The 15721-nt window shown below is 70.6% G+C and carries 18 protein-coding genes; 12 read left to right on the plus strand and 6 right to left on the minus strand.

Going from position 1 to position 15721, the window contains the following annotated elements; genetic code table 11:
* Window positions 1-40: 40 nt before the first annotated feature.
* Window positions 41-1957, plus strand: a complete 1917-nt coding sequence (locus EJC51_RS42930; RefSeq protein WP_126276061.1) for an ABC transporter ATP-binding protein — start codon at window positions 41-43, stop codon at window positions 1955-1957.
* A gap of 34 nt (window positions 1958-1991) precedes the next feature.
* Here the strand turns inward: EJC51_RS42930 and EJC51_RS42935 are convergent, their stop codons facing one another.
* On the minus strand, window positions 1992-2972 hold the full coding sequence (locus EJC51_RS42935) for a zinc-dependent alcohol dehydrogenase family protein (protein ID WP_126276062.1): 981 nt from the start codon (window positions 2970-2972) through the stop codon (window positions 1992-1994).
* A gap of 87 nt (window positions 2973-3059) precedes the next feature.
* Here EJC51_RS42935 and EJC51_RS42940 point away from each other — a divergent pair, with 87 nt between their 5' ends.
* Both EJC51_RS42940 and EJC51_RS42945 read left to right on the plus strand, forming a co-directional pair.
* Window positions 3060-3440, plus strand: a complete 381-nt coding sequence (locus EJC51_RS42940) for a winged helix-turn-helix transcriptional regulator (RefSeq protein ID WP_126276063.1) — start codon at window positions 3060-3062, stop codon at window positions 3438-3440.
* A gap of 83 nt (window positions 3441-3523) precedes the next feature.
* On the plus strand, window positions 3524-3937 hold the full coding sequence (locus EJC51_RS42945) for a cytidine/deoxycytidylate deaminase family protein (protein ID WP_126276064.1): 414 nt from the start codon (window positions 3524-3526) through the stop codon (window positions 3935-3937).
* A 69-nt stretch (window positions 3938-4006) separates the two neighbouring features.
* Here the strand turns inward: EJC51_RS42945 and EJC51_RS42950 are convergent, their stop codons facing one another.
* A complete protein-coding gene (locus EJC51_RS42950; RefSeq protein WP_126276065.1) occupies window positions 4007-4504 on the minus strand; it encodes a quercetin 2,3-dioxygenase in 498 nt (165 codons plus the stop codon).
* Window positions 4505-4563: 59 nt separating this feature from the next.
* Here EJC51_RS42950 and EJC51_RS42955 point away from each other — a divergent pair, with 59 nt between their 5' ends.
* Window positions 4564-5238, plus strand: coding sequence for a TetR/AcrR family transcriptional regulator (locus tag EJC51_RS42955; RefSeq protein ID WP_126276066.1), 675 nt, complete (start codon window positions 4564-4566; stop codon window positions 5236-5238).
* Between the two features lie 48 nt (window positions 5239-5286).
* Here the strand turns inward: EJC51_RS42955 and EJC51_RS42960 are convergent, their stop codons facing one another.
* Entirely contained in the window at window positions 5287-5466 is a 180-nt protein-coding gene (locus tag EJC51_RS42960; protein WP_126276067.1) for a hypothetical protein, read from the minus strand.
* 12 nt (window positions 5467-5478) lie between these two features.
* The gene (locus EJC51_RS42965; RefSeq protein ID WP_126276068.1) at window positions 5479-5967 is read right to left on the minus strand and encodes a P-loop nucleotide/nucleoside kinase family protein; all 489 of its coding nucleotides are present in this window, start codon (window positions 5965-5967) and stop codon (window positions 5479-5481) included.
* A 121-nt stretch (window positions 5968-6088) separates the two neighbouring features.
* On the opposite strand from EJC51_RS42965, the gene EJC51_RS42970 reads away from it, so the two are divergent.
* Window positions 6089-6712, plus strand: a complete 624-nt coding sequence (locus tag EJC51_RS42970; RefSeq protein ID WP_126276069.1) for a histidine phosphatase family protein — start codon at window positions 6089-6091, stop codon at window positions 6710-6712.
* 242 nt (window positions 6713-6954) lie between these two features.
* Window positions 6955-7158 (plus strand): cold-shock protein, encoded by a 204-nt coding sequence (locus tag EJC51_RS42975; RefSeq protein ID WP_059190954.1) that lies wholly within the window; start codon window positions 6955-6957, stop codon window positions 7156-7158.
* A gap of 136 nt (window positions 7159-7294) precedes the next feature.
* Here EJC51_RS42975 and EJC51_RS42980 read toward each other — a convergent pair whose 3' ends face one another.
* Together EJC51_RS42980 and EJC51_RS42985 are read right to left on the minus strand one after the other, a co-directional pair.
* A complete protein-coding gene (locus EJC51_RS42980) occupies window positions 7295-8113 on the minus strand; it encodes a hypothetical protein (protein ID WP_126276070.1) in 819 nt (272 codons plus the stop codon).
* A gap of 74 nt (window positions 8114-8187) precedes the next feature.
* Window positions 8188-8574: a YrdB family protein gene (locus tag EJC51_RS42985; RefSeq protein WP_126276071.1), complete on the minus strand. Its 387-nt coding sequence runs from the start codon at window positions 8572-8574 to the stop codon at window positions 8188-8190.
* A 396-nt stretch (window positions 8575-8970) separates the two neighbouring features.
* On the opposite strand from EJC51_RS42985, the gene EJC51_RS42990 reads away from it, so the two are divergent.
* The 6 genes from EJC51_RS42990 (at window position 8971) to EJC51_RS43015 (ending at window position 15684) form a co-directional block, all read left to right on the plus strand.
* Window positions 8971-9360, plus strand: a complete 390-nt coding sequence (locus tag EJC51_RS42990; RefSeq protein ID WP_126276072.1) for a VOC family protein — start codon at window positions 8971-8973, stop codon at window positions 9358-9360.
* Between the two features lie 144 nt (window positions 9361-9504).
* Window positions 9505-10176 carry a DUF1707 SHOCT-like domain-containing protein gene (locus EJC51_RS42995; RefSeq protein WP_126276073.1) on the plus strand — a complete coding sequence of 224 codons (672 nt, stop codon included), beginning with the start codon at window positions 9505-9507 and terminating at the stop codon, window positions 10174-10176.
* Window positions 10177-10435: 259 nt separating this feature from the next.
* Window positions 10436-11617 (plus strand): ROK family transcriptional regulator, encoded by a 1182-nt coding sequence (locus EJC51_RS43000; RefSeq protein ID WP_126276074.1) that lies wholly within the window; start codon window positions 10436-10438, stop codon window positions 11615-11617.
* A gap of 169 nt (window positions 11618-11786) precedes the next feature.
* A complete protein-coding gene (locus EJC51_RS43005) occupies window positions 11787-13310 on the plus strand; it encodes a sugar ABC transporter ATP-binding protein (RefSeq protein ID WP_126276075.1) in 1524 nt (507 codons plus the stop codon).
* Window positions 13307-14335: an ABC transporter permease gene (locus EJC51_RS43010; protein ID WP_126276076.1), complete on the plus strand. Its 1029-nt coding sequence runs from the start codon at window positions 13307-13309 to the stop codon at window positions 14333-14335. The genes EJC51_RS43005 and EJC51_RS43010 overlap by 4 nt, the downstream gene beginning before the upstream one ends.
* Window positions 14336-14637: 302 nt before the next feature.
* Complete coding sequence (locus EJC51_RS43015) at window positions 14638-15684, plus strand: substrate-binding domain-containing protein (protein ID WP_126276077.1); 1047 nt, start codon at window positions 14638-14640, stop codon at window positions 15682-15684.
* The last annotated feature ends 37 nt before the right edge of the window (window positions 15685-15721 follow it).

Below are 15721 nucleotides of genomic sequence, written 5' to 3' on the forward strand. Positions count from 1 at the left end.
CCTGACGGGACACTGCCGACTTCCAAACACCGGGAGCGTGATGGGGACAACAGACACACAGGGGCCGACGCCGGGAAGGAGCGCCGTCCTTCTGGCGCTGCGCCGCTACGGCAGGGAACTGATGCGACTACGACGACTGGCGCTGCCCGCGCTGCTGCTGCCGGCTCTCGGCAACATCGGCACCCGCTACGTCGCCCCTCTGCTGATCGCCAAGCTGGCAGGTCAGGCCTCCGGCGAGGGCGGTCTCACCCTCGGCTCGGCGCTGCCGTACGTACTGGGCTTCGGCGCGGCGCTGCTGCTCGCCGAGATCGTGTGGCGGATCGGGCAGCACTGCCTGAACCGGGTGGACGCCCTCGGCATGGAGCACCTGTACGTAAGCGGCATGGACGAACTCCTCGCCAAGGACGCGGCGTTCTTCCACGACAACTTCGCCGGCTCCCTGACCAAGCGGGTGCTGAGCTTCGGCAAGCGCTTCGAGGACTTCGTCGACACCGTGACGTACCGGATCGTGGGCAGTCTCGTCCCGCTGGTGTTCGGTGCCGTGGTGCTGTGGAGCTACGAACCGATGCTCGTCGTCGGCCTGTTCGTGATGATCGCGCTGACCGTGGTGGCCGCGACGCCCCTGATCCGGCGGCGGCAGAGGCTCGTCAACGACCGTGAGGCGGCGCTCGCGCGGGTCTCCGGCCATGTCGCCGACAGCCTGATGAACATGGAGACCATCCGGGCGTTCGCCGCCGAGCGCCGGGAGGCCGACGAACACCGCAGCCGTGTCGCCGACTCCCGGCGTCTGACACTGAGGTCGTGGGACTACGGCAACCTGCGCGTCGACACCCTGATCGCCCCGATGTCCGTGCTGACCAACGTGCTGGGCCTGGTGGTCGCGATCGCCCTCGGCGGCCCGGGCCAGGGCGTGGAGGAGATCGTGGTCGCCTTCACGTACTACTCCAACGCGACCCAGATCATGTTCGAGTTCAACCAGATCTACCGGCGTCTGGAAAGCTCGATGACCGAGGCCGCGCAGTTCACGGAACTGCTGCTGGACCCGCCGACCGTGCTCGACCCGGCGGAACCGGAGCCGCTCGCCCCGTGCGGCACCGGCATCCGCTTCGAGGCGGTGACCTTCGCCCACGCCGGCGCGAAGCCGATCTTCCGGGGACTGGACCTGGACGTGCCCGCGGGCGCCCGGATCGGTCTGGTCGGCAGGTCCGGCGGCGGCAAGACCACCCTCACCCGGCTCCTGCTGCGGATGTCGGACATCAACGACGGACGCATCGTCATCGGCGGTCAGGACATCAGCCGGCTCCGCCAGACCGACCTGCGCTCACTGATCGCGTACGTCCCGCAGGAACCCGCCATGTTCCACCGCAGCCTGCGCGACAACATCGCCTTCGCCCGGCCCGGCGCCACCGCCGAGGAGATCCACGCGGCGGCCGCTGCCGCGCACGTCACCGAGTTCGCCGAGCAACTCCCCGACGGCTTCGACACCTTGGTGGGCGAGCGGGGAGTGAAACTCTCGGGCGGCCAGCGCCAGCGCGTCGCCCTCGCCAGGGCCATCCTGCGCGACGCCCCGATCCTGCTGCTCGACGAGGCGACCAGCGCACTGGACTCGGAGAGCGAGATCCTCGTCCAGGACGCGCTGTGGCGGTTGATGGACGGACGTACGGCGCTGGTCGTCGCCCATCGCCTGAGCACCGTCGCCGGCATGGACCGTCTCGTCGTGCTCGACCGCGGGACCGTCGTCGAGCAGGGCTCCCACGAGGAACTGCTCGCGACGAACGGTGCCTACGCCAAGCTGTGGCAGCACCAGTCGGGCGGTTTCCTCGGCGAGAGCGCGGAGTCGGATCCCGAGCGCGCGATGCCCGGAGCCGGCCTCGGCGGACTGCCCGGACCGGCCGGCCCGCCGCCGGACGAGGACCGCAGGACCCCACCGCACGCCCGCACGACCACCGGCTCCTGAAGACGACTCCCTCCGTCCCTCCGTCTCCGGTCCGCTAGACCGTGACGACGATCTTCCCGGAGCGCGGGCCCGTCTCGAGATGGCGGTGTGCGGCCACGACGTCGTCGAGGGCGAACACCTTGTCGACGGCGGGCCGCAGCGCACCGAGTCGCACACCGGCGCCCAGGAAGGCCGCCATGCGTTTCACCACGGTGGCGTCGAGGGTGTGCTCGAAGCTCCGGTAACTGAAGATCCTCAGCGGTGTGCCGGTCGGGAACGGGGTGGGCCGAGGGTCCAGGAAGCCCGCGGCGACCAGCGTTCCGCCGGGGCGGGCCGCCTTCAGGAGCTCCTGCTGGCCGGGGCCCATGACCACGTCGAGGACGATGTCGGCGCCGGCCCCGTCGGTGTGGCGGTGGACGGCTTCGGCGACGTCCTCCTGGTCGGTGGCGATGACGGCGGCGGCACCGGCGGCGAGGAGTTCGTCCTTGCGTGCGGTGTGCCGGGTGAGGGCGAGGGGGACGGCGCCGATCTGGCGGGCGATCTGCATCGCCGCCCGGCCGACACCGCCGGACGCGGCGGTGACGAGGACGTGGTCGCCGGGCCGTACGCCCGCCTTCTCGACGAGCGCGCCGTAGGCGGTGGAGTACGCGACCCACACAGCCGCCGCCTCCGTGACGCCGAGCCCGGCCGGGCGGGGGACGACCTGGCTCGCGGGGAGCGTGGTGTAGCCGGCGTAACTGCCCCGGGTACTCGCGTCCGGGAGGGCCGCGAGGATGACGGGATCGCCGATCTTCAGCCCGGCGGTGTCGGGGCCCAACGCGTCGACGACGCCGGTTCCTTCGACGCCGAGACGGGCGTGGGGCAGGGGGACGGTCGCGGGCGAGGTGCCCGAGCGCATCATCTGGTCGAGCGGGTTGACGGCGAACGCCTCGATCCTGACGCGCACCTCGCCGGCGGCGGGCTCGACGACCGGCTCCTCGACGATGTGCATGACCTCCGGACCGCCGAACTCGTCGAACACGACGACTCGTTGCATGGTGGATCCTCCGCATCTGGCGCTGGTTTCGTTGCTCGCGGACGACGTTACGAAGCCGTCGGTTACCTCCTGGTACCTTCGATTCCCATGCAGAACGTGGCCGGCCCCTCCTTCCTCGCCGACTGCCCCACGCGCCTGGCGGTCGAGATCATCTCCGACAAGTGGGCCGTGCTCGTGATCTACGGACTCAGCGGCGGGCCCCGCAGACACGGCGAGCTCGTCGACCTCATCGGCGGCATCTCCCGCAAGGTCCTCACCCAGACACTGCGCCGACTCCAGCGATACGGCCTGCTCGAACGGCACGCCGAAGCACCGCGGCACGTCGAGTACCGCCTCACCGACCTCGGCCGGACCCTCGTCGAGCCCATCGAGGTCCTGACGGTCTGGGCGAGGGACAACGGCGAGGCCATCACCGCCTTCCAGGAGACGGCCGAAGCCACCACCGAGGCCGAGGGACGAACCGGCTGACGGTACGAGCGCACGCTGATATTGGCTTGCGCACCGCCGTCACCTGCGCGAACGTCGCCTGACACCTGACGAAGGCAGTGAAGATGACCACGCAGACCCACGCCGTCGACCACGAACTCATCGAGGCCGCCGCGCGGATCGCCCGCACGCGCTGCCGGGGCGACAACCACACCATGGCAGCCGCGGCCCGCGCCGCGGACGGCCGGATCGTCACCGCGGTCAACGCCTACCACTTCACCGGCGGACCCTGCGCCGAACTGGTCGTCATCGGTACGGCGGCTGCCCAGGGCGCCTACGACCTGGACACGATCGTCGCCGTGGGCGACCGGGACCGCGGAGTGGTTCCCCCGTGCGGCCGCTGCCGCCAGGTCCTCTTCGACTACTTCCCCACCCTCGAGGTGATCGTCGGCAACGGCGACCACGTCCGAACCGTCCCGGTCGCCGACCTGCTGCCGGAAACCTACGTCTGGTCCGACCACCAGCTCGACACCGAGTAGCCACGGCATCCACCTGCCAGGTCGTTCTACGACCTTCACCGCGTTCGTCAGCGAACGCGCTCGACGAGGCTATGCGTCCGGGTGGGTGCCCGGAGGTGGGCCGAGGATCTCGATGTGGTGGCGGGCCGCGGTGTGGCCGAGGGCCGCGGGGTCGAGCGGGGCCGGGTCGGGGAGCCGGCGCTCGTGCGCCGGGGCGCCCGCTTCCGCGGCGAAATCCTCGAACCCGGACGGTGTGGTGATCTGCAGGCAGCGCAGGGGTTCCCCGGAGCCGACCACGAACGTGTGGGGCAGCCCCCTGGGCAGGAGTACGAAGTCCCCCGGGGCGGCGGCGAGTTCCTGCCCGTCACACAGGAAGCGGGCGGTGCCCGACAGGACGTAGAACATCTCGTCCTCCTCCAGGTGACGGTGCAGGGGCGGCGCGAAGCCGGCCGGGTTGAGGAATTCCGCCACGGTGAGGCGGCCCCGGGTCTGCGCTCCCGCGGCCTTGACGGTGACGAGGTTGCCGAGGAACCACAGGGCCTCGCCCTCGGCGTTCGCGAGGACGTAGGGATGGTTGACGGAGGGCATGGCCGCCTCCCAGTTGGATAGACCAACGTCTAGTGAATATGACGGTAGTATGTCGGTTTATGGGCGTCAATAGGGGTGTGGCCGGTGGCGGGCGGCGTCGGTACGACTCGCCGCTGCGCGAGGAGCGCGCCCGGCAGACCCGGCAGGCGATCGTCACGGCGGCGAGTCGGCTCTTCGTCGCCCGTGGCTACGCGGCCACCTCCTTCGCCGACATCGCCACGGAGGCCACGGTGGCGCGCCCGACCGTCTTCGCCGCCTTCGGCTCCAAGGCCGCGTTGCTTCGCGAGGTGGTGGACCAGGCGCTGGCGGGCGACGACGAGCCCGTGCCGGTCGCCGAGCGCGCATGGTTCCGGCCGGTGTGGGAGGGGCGGACGCCGCGCGCGGTGCTCGAGGCCTATGCCGGGGTCTGCCGCGTCATCGGCGGGCGCGCCGCGGAAGTCTTCGAGGTGGTCCGTCGGGCGGCCGACGAAGGTCCCGAGTTGGCCGACCTGTGGGGGACGATGCAGCGCAACCGGCGCGCCGGAGCCACGATGGTGATCGACCACATCGAGGGGCTCGCACCCGGACCGCCCGGACTCGATCACGAGCGCGCCGTGGACGTCGTATGGGTGTTCAACGATCCTTCCCACTACCGGTCCCTGGTGCGAGGGTGCGGCTGGAGCGAGCAGGAGTACACCGCCTGGATCGCCGACCAGATGCACCACGGCCTCGGCCTGGACGCCGCTTGTGAGTGAAGCGGTGCGTGGGGGGGCGAGCCGCTGCTCCAGCTTCGCGAGCACCTGCTAGTCGGTCAGCCACCGGATCGCCTCGAACTCGCCTTGGTCGTAGGAGGTGATGGTGTCGGCGGCGGCGCTGAGGACGTACCAGAGCGAGACGTCGTTGTGGCTCCTCTGCCCCCGGGTTCGCGGTCTTTCAGGGGGGGCGCGTTCCAGGTCGTCCCCGGGGAGGGCACTGACAAGCACGGCCGCGGGCCGCTACTTCGCTCCGGTGGGGGCGTCGAAGAGGCGGAGCTCGTCGGCGTCGGGTGCTTGGAAGACGTTCACGTACTTCTCCAGCAGCTCGTGGCTGATCGGGACGGTCCCGGGCGCCTCCTTCCGGTTGCGGGCTTCGAGGCGGCGGTGCAGCTCGTCCATCGGTACGGCGAGGTAGTGGAGCTCGACGGGAACGCCGAGTGCGCGCGCCGCCACACGCTTCTCGTCCCGCTCAGCGCGGCCCCAGAAGCCGAACTCCAGGATCACCGTCTGCCCGAGCCTCAGCAGGTCCTGGGTGTGGTGCCAGAAGCGCCGCTCAAGGCGGTCGCGTGCGGGTTCGTCGAACAGGTCGACACCGAGGGCGGCCAACCACTCGTCCGGGCACAGACGCACCGCCGGGATCTCTTCGGCCAGCCTCTTGGCCAGCGTCGTCTTCCCGGAACCGGGGAGTCCGCACAGCAGGATCAGCCGGGGCTCGGGGCTCGTATCCATCAGGCCTCTCCGAAGCGGCGCGCCAAGGTCGTTCCGCATGCTCGCGCAAACGTGCCGTCTGTGGGAAACGGATTCCGTGCGGGCGGGAACCGGGACCTGGTGGGGAGGCGTCCACCCCGGCATGCAAGATCGATACCTGTATCTCGCTCGCCATGGCGAGGCCACACCCGACGAGAACGAGCTGACCTCGGCCGGCCGACGGCAGGCGGAGCTGCTGGGCAAGCGCCTGCACGGCGTACCGCTGACCGCCGTACACCATGGCCCGTTGCCCCGTGCGGCGCAGACGGCTCGGCTGGTGGGGGAGCAGTTGGGTGAGATGCCGCTGCGGGAGTCCCGGGCGGCCGGCGACTATGTGCCGTACGTCCCCCAGCGCGATGAGCTGCCCTCGGCGTTCGCAGACGCGATGGTGGCGCGCTTCGCGTGGGTGACGGCCGAGGAGCGTGTGAGTGGCGCGGAGCTGGCCCGCCAGGCGGTGTCGGACTTCACCGGTCCGGTCGCTGAGGGAGACGCGCCACGGCACGAGCTGGTCGTCACCCACGCGTTTCTGATCGCCTGGCTGGTGCGCGCCGCGATGGACGCCCCGGCCTGGCGTTGGACGGGGATCAACGCCGGCAATGCCGCGCTCACCGTCATCCGTTATGCCCCGGACCGGCCGGCTGGTGTCCTGGTCCTCAACGACATGAGTCACCTCCCGGAAGACCTGCGCTGGACCGGCTTCCCGCCCCCGCTCCGGGCGCCTTGCTGAGGCCGAAGCGGCAACTGCCGTACGGGCCCGCCGTGATGCCGCCGAAGTTCATTGGCCCGGTTTCATAGTTGTTGCTCTCTGGAGATGATCCGCTTCGCCGTGTAGCGTCAGTCCCGGCTGTCGTGGTTCGCAGTACCTGCCCGCGCTTTGGCGTGGGCGTTTTGCTGTGCAGTGCTGGACCAGGACGATCACCTCCAGGGCCGCGCGGCGCGGTTCCTGTACGTCTACGGAAAGGCATCAACATGGCCAGCGGAACCGTGAAGTGGTTCAACTCGGAGAAGGGGTTCGGCTTCATCGCCCAGGACGGCGGCGGTCCGGACGTCTTCGCGCACTACTCCAACATCAACGCCTCCGGCTTCCGTGAGCTCCAGGAGGGCCAGGCGGTGACCTTCGACATCACCCAGGGCCAGAAGGGCCCGCAGGCGGAGAACATCACCCCCGCCTGACCCTGGCCCGCTCGGGCAACGGGATCGCGAGAGTGATCGGGTGCGCCGCCACGCAGTCCAGTTCGCGTGGCGGCGCACTTTTTCGTTCGTGTCGAACGGGCGCGGGGCAGGAACCGGAAGGGCTCAGGCGGTTCCGTCAGGCGCGGCCGAACCAGCGGCGCCTCGCCCGCGGTTGCTGCGCCGAGTCGCTCGCCGGGAGCGCCGACGGGTCGTCGTACTCGCGGGATGTCACCCGGACCTGGCCCGACGCGGCGTCCTGGCGGACCGTGTCCAGGCCCAGGCGGTCCAGGTGGGCGATCGCGTCGGCGTGGGTGGTGGTGTGGAGGGCGAGCATGCCGACCTTCGGGTGCTCCTGGCCGAGCCGCACCTCTTCGCCCAGCAGCACCTGCATCAGGCGGTCGGCAGCGGCCGAGGGCAGCTCCTCGTCGACGGCGACGTGCAGCAGCAGGTGTTCCTCGCCGCCGACCCGCCACCGGACGTGCGCCACCCACACCGAGCGGACGGCGGGAAACTCACGGATCCGCCGGGCCAGTGCGTCCCGCAGGGCGACCGCCACCGGGTCGGTGGACCGGCTGAGCTCCATCTCCGCTCCGGGCCCGTGGGTCGCCCAGTCCCGCAGCGCCTGCTCGGGAAAGATCGCCTGCCCGTTCCCGGAGCGCACCCCGAGCACCGCGACGCCGGTCTTCTCCAGGATGTCCCTCAGTCGCGTCGCGTCGCAGTGGACCATTCCCGCAGCCGTGGGCAGCAGCTGCGCGCCGAGGCCCGCATCGGTGAACCCGAGCAGGGTGGGCGGCTGGTCGTCGTAGGGGAGGAACACCACCGATCCGGTCTCGGTGACGGGGACGAACACCCCGCCCTCGAACAGCGCGGAGAGCACCGCCTCCGGCGCGGGCTCGTGCCCCTCCGAGCGACGGTCGAGCAGGTCGGCGAGACGTACGTTCGCATCCTCGATCACGTGTCCAGCGTAGTGTCCGACGCTGTCGGCGGACCGGCCCGAAGGGCGCGGACGCCGCGGGCGAGCCGCCCCTGTCACTGCCGCATCAGCCACGCGATCCGGTCGAGGGAGGCGGCGTGGTAGGCCACCAGAACGACCGTGAGCGCCAGGGCGGGGGTGTGGGCCCCCGCCGCGTAGAGGGCTGCCGCGCCGCCGAAGAAGACGGTGAGTTCGAGGAGCAGCCGCACGGGGCCCGGGGTAGTGACGACGGTGTTTCCGGAGCGGGACTCGTCGCCAGGGGTCGCGAAGACCCCCCAGGCCGCGGCGACCAGCACCGGTACGGCCACCACCGTGACGTACCGCAGCCCCTGCGGGGAGACGTGCCAGGCCCAGTATCCGAAGCACACCAACGCGGTGACCTCCAGCAAGAGCCGCAGCGCGAGCACGGCGGGGTGGTAGCCCAGTCCGGGACCGGAGGTCATCAGCGTCCTGCCTTTCGCCTTGTCCTACCGGACCGAGCCTTGTTGTCTCAGGCGCGGCCGTCAGCCTAGCCGGGGGTACGGGTACCGCTGAACGGTGTCATCGGGTCGGGATCGTCATCGACGGGGTTGGCAGGCGGTGGCCGGCACCGAGACGGTGAGCCGGTCGACCGCGACCATCCCCGGCAACCGGCGGTGCAGTTCGGCCGGATGTCGATCGGGAGGCGTTGCCTGTGTGCGCTCAGAGCGTCGGCGTCACTGTTCTCCGGGAGCAACGGGCAGCTTGGGAAGCGGAGTTCACGCGGCAGGCATACGGGGGAGAGAGACGCCGTCTGGGCTCACCCCTCGGTGATCCTTTGGCCATACCCTGAGTCTCCGTCCGTACTACCGGGGAGCGTCATGACAAGTAGGTTCACCGAACTGGCCGTTGACTGCCACGACCCGGAGCGGCAGGCGGCCTTCTGGTGCGAGGTCCTGGACTTCAAGGTGATCGAGCGGGGCGAGGGCAAGGTCGAGATCGGATCCTGGGTGCCGACCGTCGAGGAGGTCCGGGCGCGCCAGATGCCGCCCACCGTCCTGTTCGTCCAGGTGCCGGAAGGCAAGTCCGTGAAGAACCGGCTGCATCTCGACGTCAGTCCGATCGACCGCGGTACCGAGGACGAGGTGGCCCGACTGCTGGCCCTCGGCGCGACCCGGACGGACGTGGGTCAGGGTGCGGGCCGGAGCTGGGTGGTCATGGCGGACCCGGAGGGCAACGAGTTCTGCGTCCTTCGTACCCTGGCGCCGTAACGCCGGGTCGCAAGCACCCCCCGTCAACGGGCGCCCGGGAGGCCGTTGTCGTCGCGCGCGGACCCCGGCATGATGGGTGCCGTATGCCGTGCATCGTCGCTGCCCGCGCCGCGCGGAGACGTCGGACAGGAGCAGGACGGAAGCATGTCGGGAGAGATGTCGCCCAACGGAAAGCGCTCCGGCCCCGGTTCGTCACCCGAACTGCGTGCCTCTCATGCCGACCGGGACAGGGTGGTGGACGTACTGCGGATCGCCGCGGGGGACGGCCTGCTGACGGCGGACGAGTTGGACGAGCGGCTGGAAGCCGCCCTGTCGGCGCGGACGCTGAGCGAACTGGCCGGGCTCACCGCGGATCTGCCCGTGGCGGCGACCCCGGCGGGCGGTGCCGTGGCCGGGGGCGTGGTGCCCAAGGACGTCGTCCGGATCGATCACGTGTTCAGCGGGGCGGTCAAGCGGACCGGGCGTTGGGTGCTGCCGCGGCGGCTGGAGCTCGCGGTGAGCTGGTGTGACGTCACCCTCGACTTCACCGAGGCCGTGATCACTCAGGACACCCTGCAGATCGACGTCGCCATGACGGGGAAGACCCTGACGCTCGTCACGGGGCCCGGCGTCGAGATCGACGCCGACGAACTGACCCGGATCCACTGCCCGCTCAAACACCGCCCCACGCGGACGGCGCCGGACGGCACACCGGTCAGGCTGCGCGTGGAACTGGTCGGCCAGAAGGCCCACGGCAGCGTGGTGGTGCGGCCTCCGCGCCGAGGGTTCCGGCAGTGGCTGCTGCGCAGGTCGTCTTCCCGGCCGGCGGGGGACTGACTCCGCCGGCGCCGCCACCTCAACCACACGTGACACGAGGGCCGCCGTCCCCTTCCACAGGGGGCGGCGGCCCTGCGCGTCCCTCGGCATCCCAGACTTTGTCCTGAGTGTGGAAAAAGATTGCCTCTACTCCTGCGCAAGTACTTCCCAGTCTGGAAAATGGTTGTTACGTTCCTCTCCGACAGCCCGGTGGCGCGGTCGGTGGAGACGGCGCCGGGTTCCCGGCCGTGGGTTGAGGGGAGGAGGGACCGTGCGACGGATGACTGCTCGGCCTGAGAACGCCCATCAGGCGCGGCTGCTGCGTCTGCTGCGTGACAACGGGGCCAACTCCCGCGCCCAGCTGGGCGACCTGGTGGACCTGTCCCGTTCGAAGCTGGCCGTCGAGGTGGACCGGCTGCTGGAGACCGGACTGGTGGTCGCGGACGGGCTGGCCCCGTCCCGCGGTGGCCGCCGGTCGCACAACATCCGGCTCAACCCGGGGCTGCGGTTCCTCGGTGTCGACATCGGTGCGACCTCGGTCGATGTCGCCGTCACCAACGCGGAGCTGGAGATCCTCGGCCATCTCAACCAGCCCATGGACGTCCGTGAGGGCCCGGTCGCGGTCTTCGAGCAAGTCCTGTCCATGGCGGCGAAGTTGAAGGCGACCGGGCTGGCGGAGGGTTTCGACGGTGCCGGTATCGGTGTGCCGGGGCCGGTCCGCTTCCCGGAGGGTGTGCCGGTCGCGCCGCCGATCATGCCGGGCTGGGACGGTTTCCCGGTGCGGGAGGCGCTCAGTCAGGAGCTGGGCTGTCCGGTGATGGTCGACAACGACGTGAACCTGATGGCGATGGGGGAGCAGCACGCGGGTGTCGCCCGTTCCGTGGGTGATTTCCTGTGCGTGAAGATCGGTACCGGTATCGGCTGCGGCATCGTGGTCGGCGGGGGTGTCCATCGGGGTGTCACCGGCAGCGCCGGGGACATCGGGCACATCCAGGCCGTCCCGGACGGACGGCCCTGCGCCTGCGGCAACCGGGGCTGCCTGGAAGCCCACTTCAGCGGGGCCGCGCTGGCCGAGGACGCGGAACAGGCCGCCCGCGAGGGCCGGTCGGCGTATCTCGCCACCCGGCTGGAGACCGCGGGAAGCCTGACCGCCGCGGATGTGTCGGCCGCCGCCGCGGCGGGAGACACCGTGGCGCTGGAACTCATCCGGGAAGGCGGCAAACGTCTGGGACAGGTCGTCGCCGGACTCGTCAGTTTCTTCAACCCCGGTCTGGTGGTCATCGGCGGAGGTGTGACCGGACTGGGTCACACGTTGCTGGCCAGTGTCCGGACCCAGGTGTACCGGCAGTCCCTGCCGCTGGCCACGGGCAACCTGCCGATCGTACTGGGTGAGTTGGGGCCGGTGGCCGGAGCCATCGGCGCGGCCCGGCTCATCAGCGACCACGTCTTCTCGCCGGCCTGACCGGCTCCCGAGGGCGCAGCACCACACATGTGACAGCACGTCGATCACGTGCCGTCACAAACCTGCCGATGGCACCACACGGCCATCAAGCCTGCCCGCCCTGCACTGCTCCTCCACGCCCTGCCCTGCCCTGCCCACTCACGGCCCGCATCCGCCGAGGGGATTCCTCATGGCACCACAACCACCCCTGCTCACCATGTCCGGCATCACCAAGTCCTTCCCGGGTGTCCGCGCCCTGGACGGCGTGGACCTCGAAGTCGAGGCCGGTGAAGTCCACTGCCTCCTCGGCCAGAACGGCGCCGGCAAGTCCACGCTGATCAAGGTGCTCGCCGGAGCCCACCAGCCCGACGACGGTGAGATCACCTGGCGGGGCGAGCCCGTCACCCTGGGGTCACCGATCGCCGCCATGCGCCTCGGAATCGCCACCATCTACCAGGAACTCGACCTGATCGAGGGCCTGTCCGTCGCCGAGAACGTCTTCCTCGGACACGAACCCACCTCCGCCGGATTCGTCGTGCGCGGCGCCGCCGCCCGCACCGCGACCGCGCAGCTGCTGCAACGTCTCGGGCACTCGGAGATCGAACCCGCCCGGCTCGTCGGCGAGTTGTCCGCGGCCCAGCAGCAGATCGTCTCCATGGCCCGCGCCCTCTCCCACGAGGTGCGGTTGATCGTCATGGACGAGCCGTCGGCGGCGCTCGACCCCGAAGAGGTCGACAACCTCTTCAGGATCGTGGCCGATCTCACCGCCGAAGGCGTCGCCGTCATCTACATCTCGCACCGCCTGGAGGAGATCCGCCGCATCGGCGACCGGGTCACCGTCCTCAAGGAGGGCCGGTCGGTCGCGGGCGGCCTGCCCGCCGAGTCGACCCCGACGAACGAGGTCGTGGCCCTGATGACCGGGCGGAACGTCGAGTACGTCTTCCCCGAACGCCCCGCGGCCGGGTTCGCCGCGCAGCGGGAACCGGTGCTGAGGGTCGAAGGGCTCACCCGGCGAGGGGAGTTCGCGCCCGTCGACCTGGAGTTGCGGCCCGGGGAGATCGTCGGCCTTGCCGGACTCGTCGGGTCGGGGCGCAGCGAGATCCTGGAGACCATCTACGGGGCCCGCAAACCCGACGCAGGCCGGGTGCTCGTCGACGGCAGCCCCCTGCGACCCGGGAGCGTACGTGCCGCCGTACGCGCCGGCATCGGGCTCGCGCCCGAGGAACGCAAGGCACAGGCCCTGCTGATGCTGGAGTCCGTCAGCAGCAACGTCTCGGTCTCCACCCTGTCCCGGTTCGCCCGCGCGGGCTGGATCGACCGGCGCGGCGAACGCGCCGCGACCCACCAGGCGGTCCGCGAACTGTCCCTGCGGCCGGACAACCCCGACACCGCGATCAGGACCCTGTCCGGCGGCAACCAGCAGAAGGCGGTGCTCGCCCGCTGGCTGCTGCGCGGCTGCAAGGTCCTGCTGCTGGACGAGCCGACCAGGGGCGTCGACATCGGCGCCCGGGCCGAGCTCTACGCCGTGATCCGCCGGCTGGCCGACGAGGGCCTGGCCGTACTCCTCGTGTCCAGCGAGGTGCCCGAGGTCCTGGGCCTCGCCGACCGGGTGCTCGTGCTCCGCGAAGGCAGCGTCGTCCACACGGCGGACGCCCGGGAGCTCGACGAGCACCGCGTACTCGATCTTGTGATGGAAGGGAGCCCGACGTCATGACGCAGCCGGCCACCGCGGCGCCGAAGGACGCGCCGACCCCCGCCGCGAAATCCGCGGAGGAGAAGGGGAGTTCACGCCTGACCGGACTGCGGTGGGACGTGCGCACGCTGTCCCTGCTCGGAGTCCTCGCCGTCCTCGTCGCGGTCGGCGGGATCACCGCGCCGGACGAGTTCCTGGCGACCAGCAATCTCCAACTCGTGCTCACCCAGGCGTCGGTGATCGGCGTCGTCACCGTCGGCATGACCTTCGTCATCACCAGCGGCGGCATCGACCTGTCGGTCGGCGCGATGGTCGCGCTCGCCTCGGTGTGGGCGACGACCGTGGCCACACAGGACTTCGGCTTCGCGGGCATCCTCTTCACCGCCGTGGTCGTCGGTGTGGGCTGCGGACTGGTGAACGGCCTGCTCATCGCCTACGGCAGGATGGTCCCGTTCATCGCGACCCTGGCCATGCTCGCCTCCGCCCGGGGCCTGGCCCTGCAGATCACGGACGGCAGCACCCAGGTCGTGACCGTCCAGTCGGTGCTCGATCTCGGCGGCCGGGACTCCTACGTCCTCGGCATCCCGCCCCTCGTCCTGATCTTCGCCGCGGTCACCGTCATCGGCTGGCTGCTGCTCAACCGCACCACCTTCGGCCGGCGCACCGTCGCGGTCGGCGGCAACGCGGAGGCGGCACGCCTGGCCGGCATCGACGTCCGCCGCCAGCGGCTGTACCTGTACCTGCTGTCCGGACTGTGCTGCGGCATCGCCGCCTTCATGCTGATCGTGCTCGCCGGCTCGGGTCAGAACACCAACGGCAACCTCTACGAGCTGGACGCCATCGCCGCGGCGATCATCGGCGGGACGCTGCTCAGCGGCGGCCGCGGCACGATCGTCGGCTCCGTCCTCGGCGTGCTGATCTTCACCACGATCACCAACATCTTCGCCCTCAACAACCTCGAGACCGCTGTCCAGCAGATCGCGAAGGGCGCCATCATCGTCGCCGCCGTCCTGGTCCAGCGCCGCTCAGCGCACGGGGACACCTGACGCCGACCGTGCCGTACGCCGCACGGGGACGTTTGACGCCGCCCATGCCGTACGCCGCCCATGCCGTACGCCGCACGGAGACGCCTGACGCCGCCGTGCCCGACGCCGCACGGAGACACCCGAAGCCCCGCCCGTGCCGCTCACCGCACGGAGACGCCTGAAGCCACCCGTGCCACTCGCCGCACGTCGGCGCCTGGACGCCGACCGTGCCGTACGCCGCCGGACGGCGGCCCCTGACACCGCCGTCCGGCCCCCGCCATCCCGTCCTGACGCACACCGCCCAGTCGAAGGGTCGATCCACCATGGCAAGAACCCCCGCCACCAGCCGCAGAGCACTGCTGTTCGGCACCGCAGCCGTGTCCGCCGGGGCGCTGCTGACGGCCTGCACCAGCAACGAGACCAAGGACCAGGAACCGGCCGCCGACAACGCCCCGGTCGCCGACGACAAGCCCGGCAAGCCGGTCACCATCGGCTTCGCCGGCCCGCAGGCCGACCACGGCTGGCTCAACGCCATCAACGACAACGCCAAGAGCCGGGCGAAGAAGTACTCCGACGTGACGCTGGAGATCACCGAGGGGTCCAACGACACCGCCGCGCAGATCGGCCAGATCCAGACGCTGATCAACAAGAAGGTCGACGTCCTGGTGATCCTGCCGGCCGACGGCAAGGCCCTCACCCAGGTCGGTCTCCAGGCCATGCGGGCCGGCATCCCGGTCATCAACCTGGACCGCGTCTTCGCCTCCCCGCAGGCGTACCGCTGCTGGATCGGCGGCGACAACTACGGCATGGGCCTCAACGCCGGGCACTACATCGGCGAGCAGCTCAAGGGCAAGAAGAACGCCAAGGTCGTCGAACTCGCCGGCCTCGACAACCTCGAACTGACCCAGCAGCGCACCAAGGGCTTCGACGACGCCCTGAAGAACTACCCGAACATCAGGAAGGTCGCCCGCCAGGCGGCCGACTTCACGGTCGAGTCCGGGCAGGCCAAGATGGCCCAACTCCTCCAGGCCCAGTCGAACTTCGACGCCCTCTGGAACCACGACGACGACCAGGGTGTCGGCGCGCTGCGCGCCATCGACCAGGCCGGCCGCGACGACTTCCTGATGGTCGGCGGCGCGGGCGCCAAGTCCGCGATGGACGCCATCAAGGCCGGCAACAGCGTCCTCAAGGCAACCGTCCTGTACCCGCCGACGATGGCCGCCTCCGCGATCGACCTCGCCCGCGCCCTCGGCCAGAGCAAGGGTGTCGGCGGCCTCGCCGAGTTCGAGATCCCGTCCTCGCTGACGCTCTACTCGGCCGTGGTCACCAAGGACAACGTCGACCAGTACCTGCCGACCGGCTTCATCTGACCGGGCCGGGCCGCGGGCCCAGCGCGAGCACAGCGAT

Origin of the sequence: Streptomyces aquilus (assembly GCF_003955715.1) — a bacterium.
In the GTDB taxonomy this organism is placed as follows: domain Bacteria; phylum Actinomycetota; class Actinomycetes; order Streptomycetales; family Streptomycetaceae; genus Streptomyces; species Streptomyces aquilus.

What these genes read in the sequence shown, in the direction of transcription:
- EJC51_RS42930 (WP_126276061.1), top strand. Translation starts at nt 41, where the DNA reads ATGGGGACAACAGACACACAGGGGCCGACGCCGGGAAGGAGCGCCGTC.
- EJC51_RS42935 (WP_126276062.1), bottom strand. Translation starts at nt 2,972, where the DNA reads ATGCAACGAGTCGTCGTGTTCGACGAGTTCGGCGGTCCGGAGGTCATG.
- EJC51_RS42940 (WP_126276063.1), top strand. Translation starts at nt 3,060, where the DNA reads ATGCAGAACGTGGCCGGCCCCTCCTTCCTCGCCGACTGCCCCACGCGC.
- EJC51_RS42945 (WP_126276064.1), top strand. Translation starts at nt 3,524, where the DNA reads ATGACCACGCAGACCCACGCCGTCGACCACGAACTCATCGAGGCCGCC.
- EJC51_RS42950 (WP_126276065.1), bottom strand. Translation starts at nt 4,504, where the DNA reads ATGCCCTCCGTCAACCATCCCTACGTCCTCGCGAACGCCGAGGGCGAG.
- EJC51_RS42955 (WP_126276066.1), top strand. Translation starts at nt 4,564, where the DNA reads ATGGGCGTCAATAGGGGTGTGGCCGGTGGCGGGCGGCGTCGGTACGAC.
- EJC51_RS42965 (WP_126276068.1), bottom strand. Translation starts at nt 5,967, where the DNA reads ATGGATACGAGCCCCGAGCCCCGGCTGATCCTGCTGTGCGGACTCCCC.
- EJC51_RS42970 (WP_126276069.1), top strand. Translation starts at nt 6,089, where the DNA reads ATGCAAGATCGATACCTGTATCTCGCTCGCCATGGCGAGGCCACACCC.
- EJC51_RS42975 (WP_059190954.1), top strand. Translation starts at nt 6,955, where the DNA reads ATGGCCAGCGGAACCGTGAAGTGGTTCAACTCGGAGAAGGGGTTCGGC.
- EJC51_RS42985 (WP_126276071.1), bottom strand. Translation starts at nt 8,574, where the DNA reads ATGACCTCCGGTCCCGGACTGGGCTACCACCCCGCCGTGCTCGCGCTG.
- EJC51_RS42990 (WP_126276072.1), top strand. Translation starts at nt 8,971, where the DNA reads ATGACAAGTAGGTTCACCGAACTGGCCGTTGACTGCCACGACCCGGAG.
- EJC51_RS42995 (WP_126276073.1), top strand. Translation starts at nt 9,505, where the DNA reads ATGTCGGGAGAGATGTCGCCCAACGGAAAGCGCTCCGGCCCCGGTTCG.
- EJC51_RS43000 (WP_126276074.1), top strand. Translation starts at nt 10,436, where the DNA reads ATGACTGCTCGGCCTGAGAACGCCCATCAGGCGCGGCTGCTGCGTCTG.
- EJC51_RS43005 (WP_126276075.1), top strand. Translation starts at nt 11,787, where the DNA reads ATGGCACCACAACCACCCCTGCTCACCATGTCCGGCATCACCAAGTCC.
- EJC51_RS43010 (WP_126276076.1), top strand. Translation starts at nt 13,307, where the DNA reads ATGACGCAGCCGGCCACCGCGGCGCCGAAGGACGCGCCGACCCCCGCC.
- EJC51_RS43015 (WP_126276077.1), top strand. Translation starts at nt 14,638, where the DNA reads ATGGCAAGAACCCCCGCCACCAGCCGCAGAGCACTGCTGTTCGGCACC.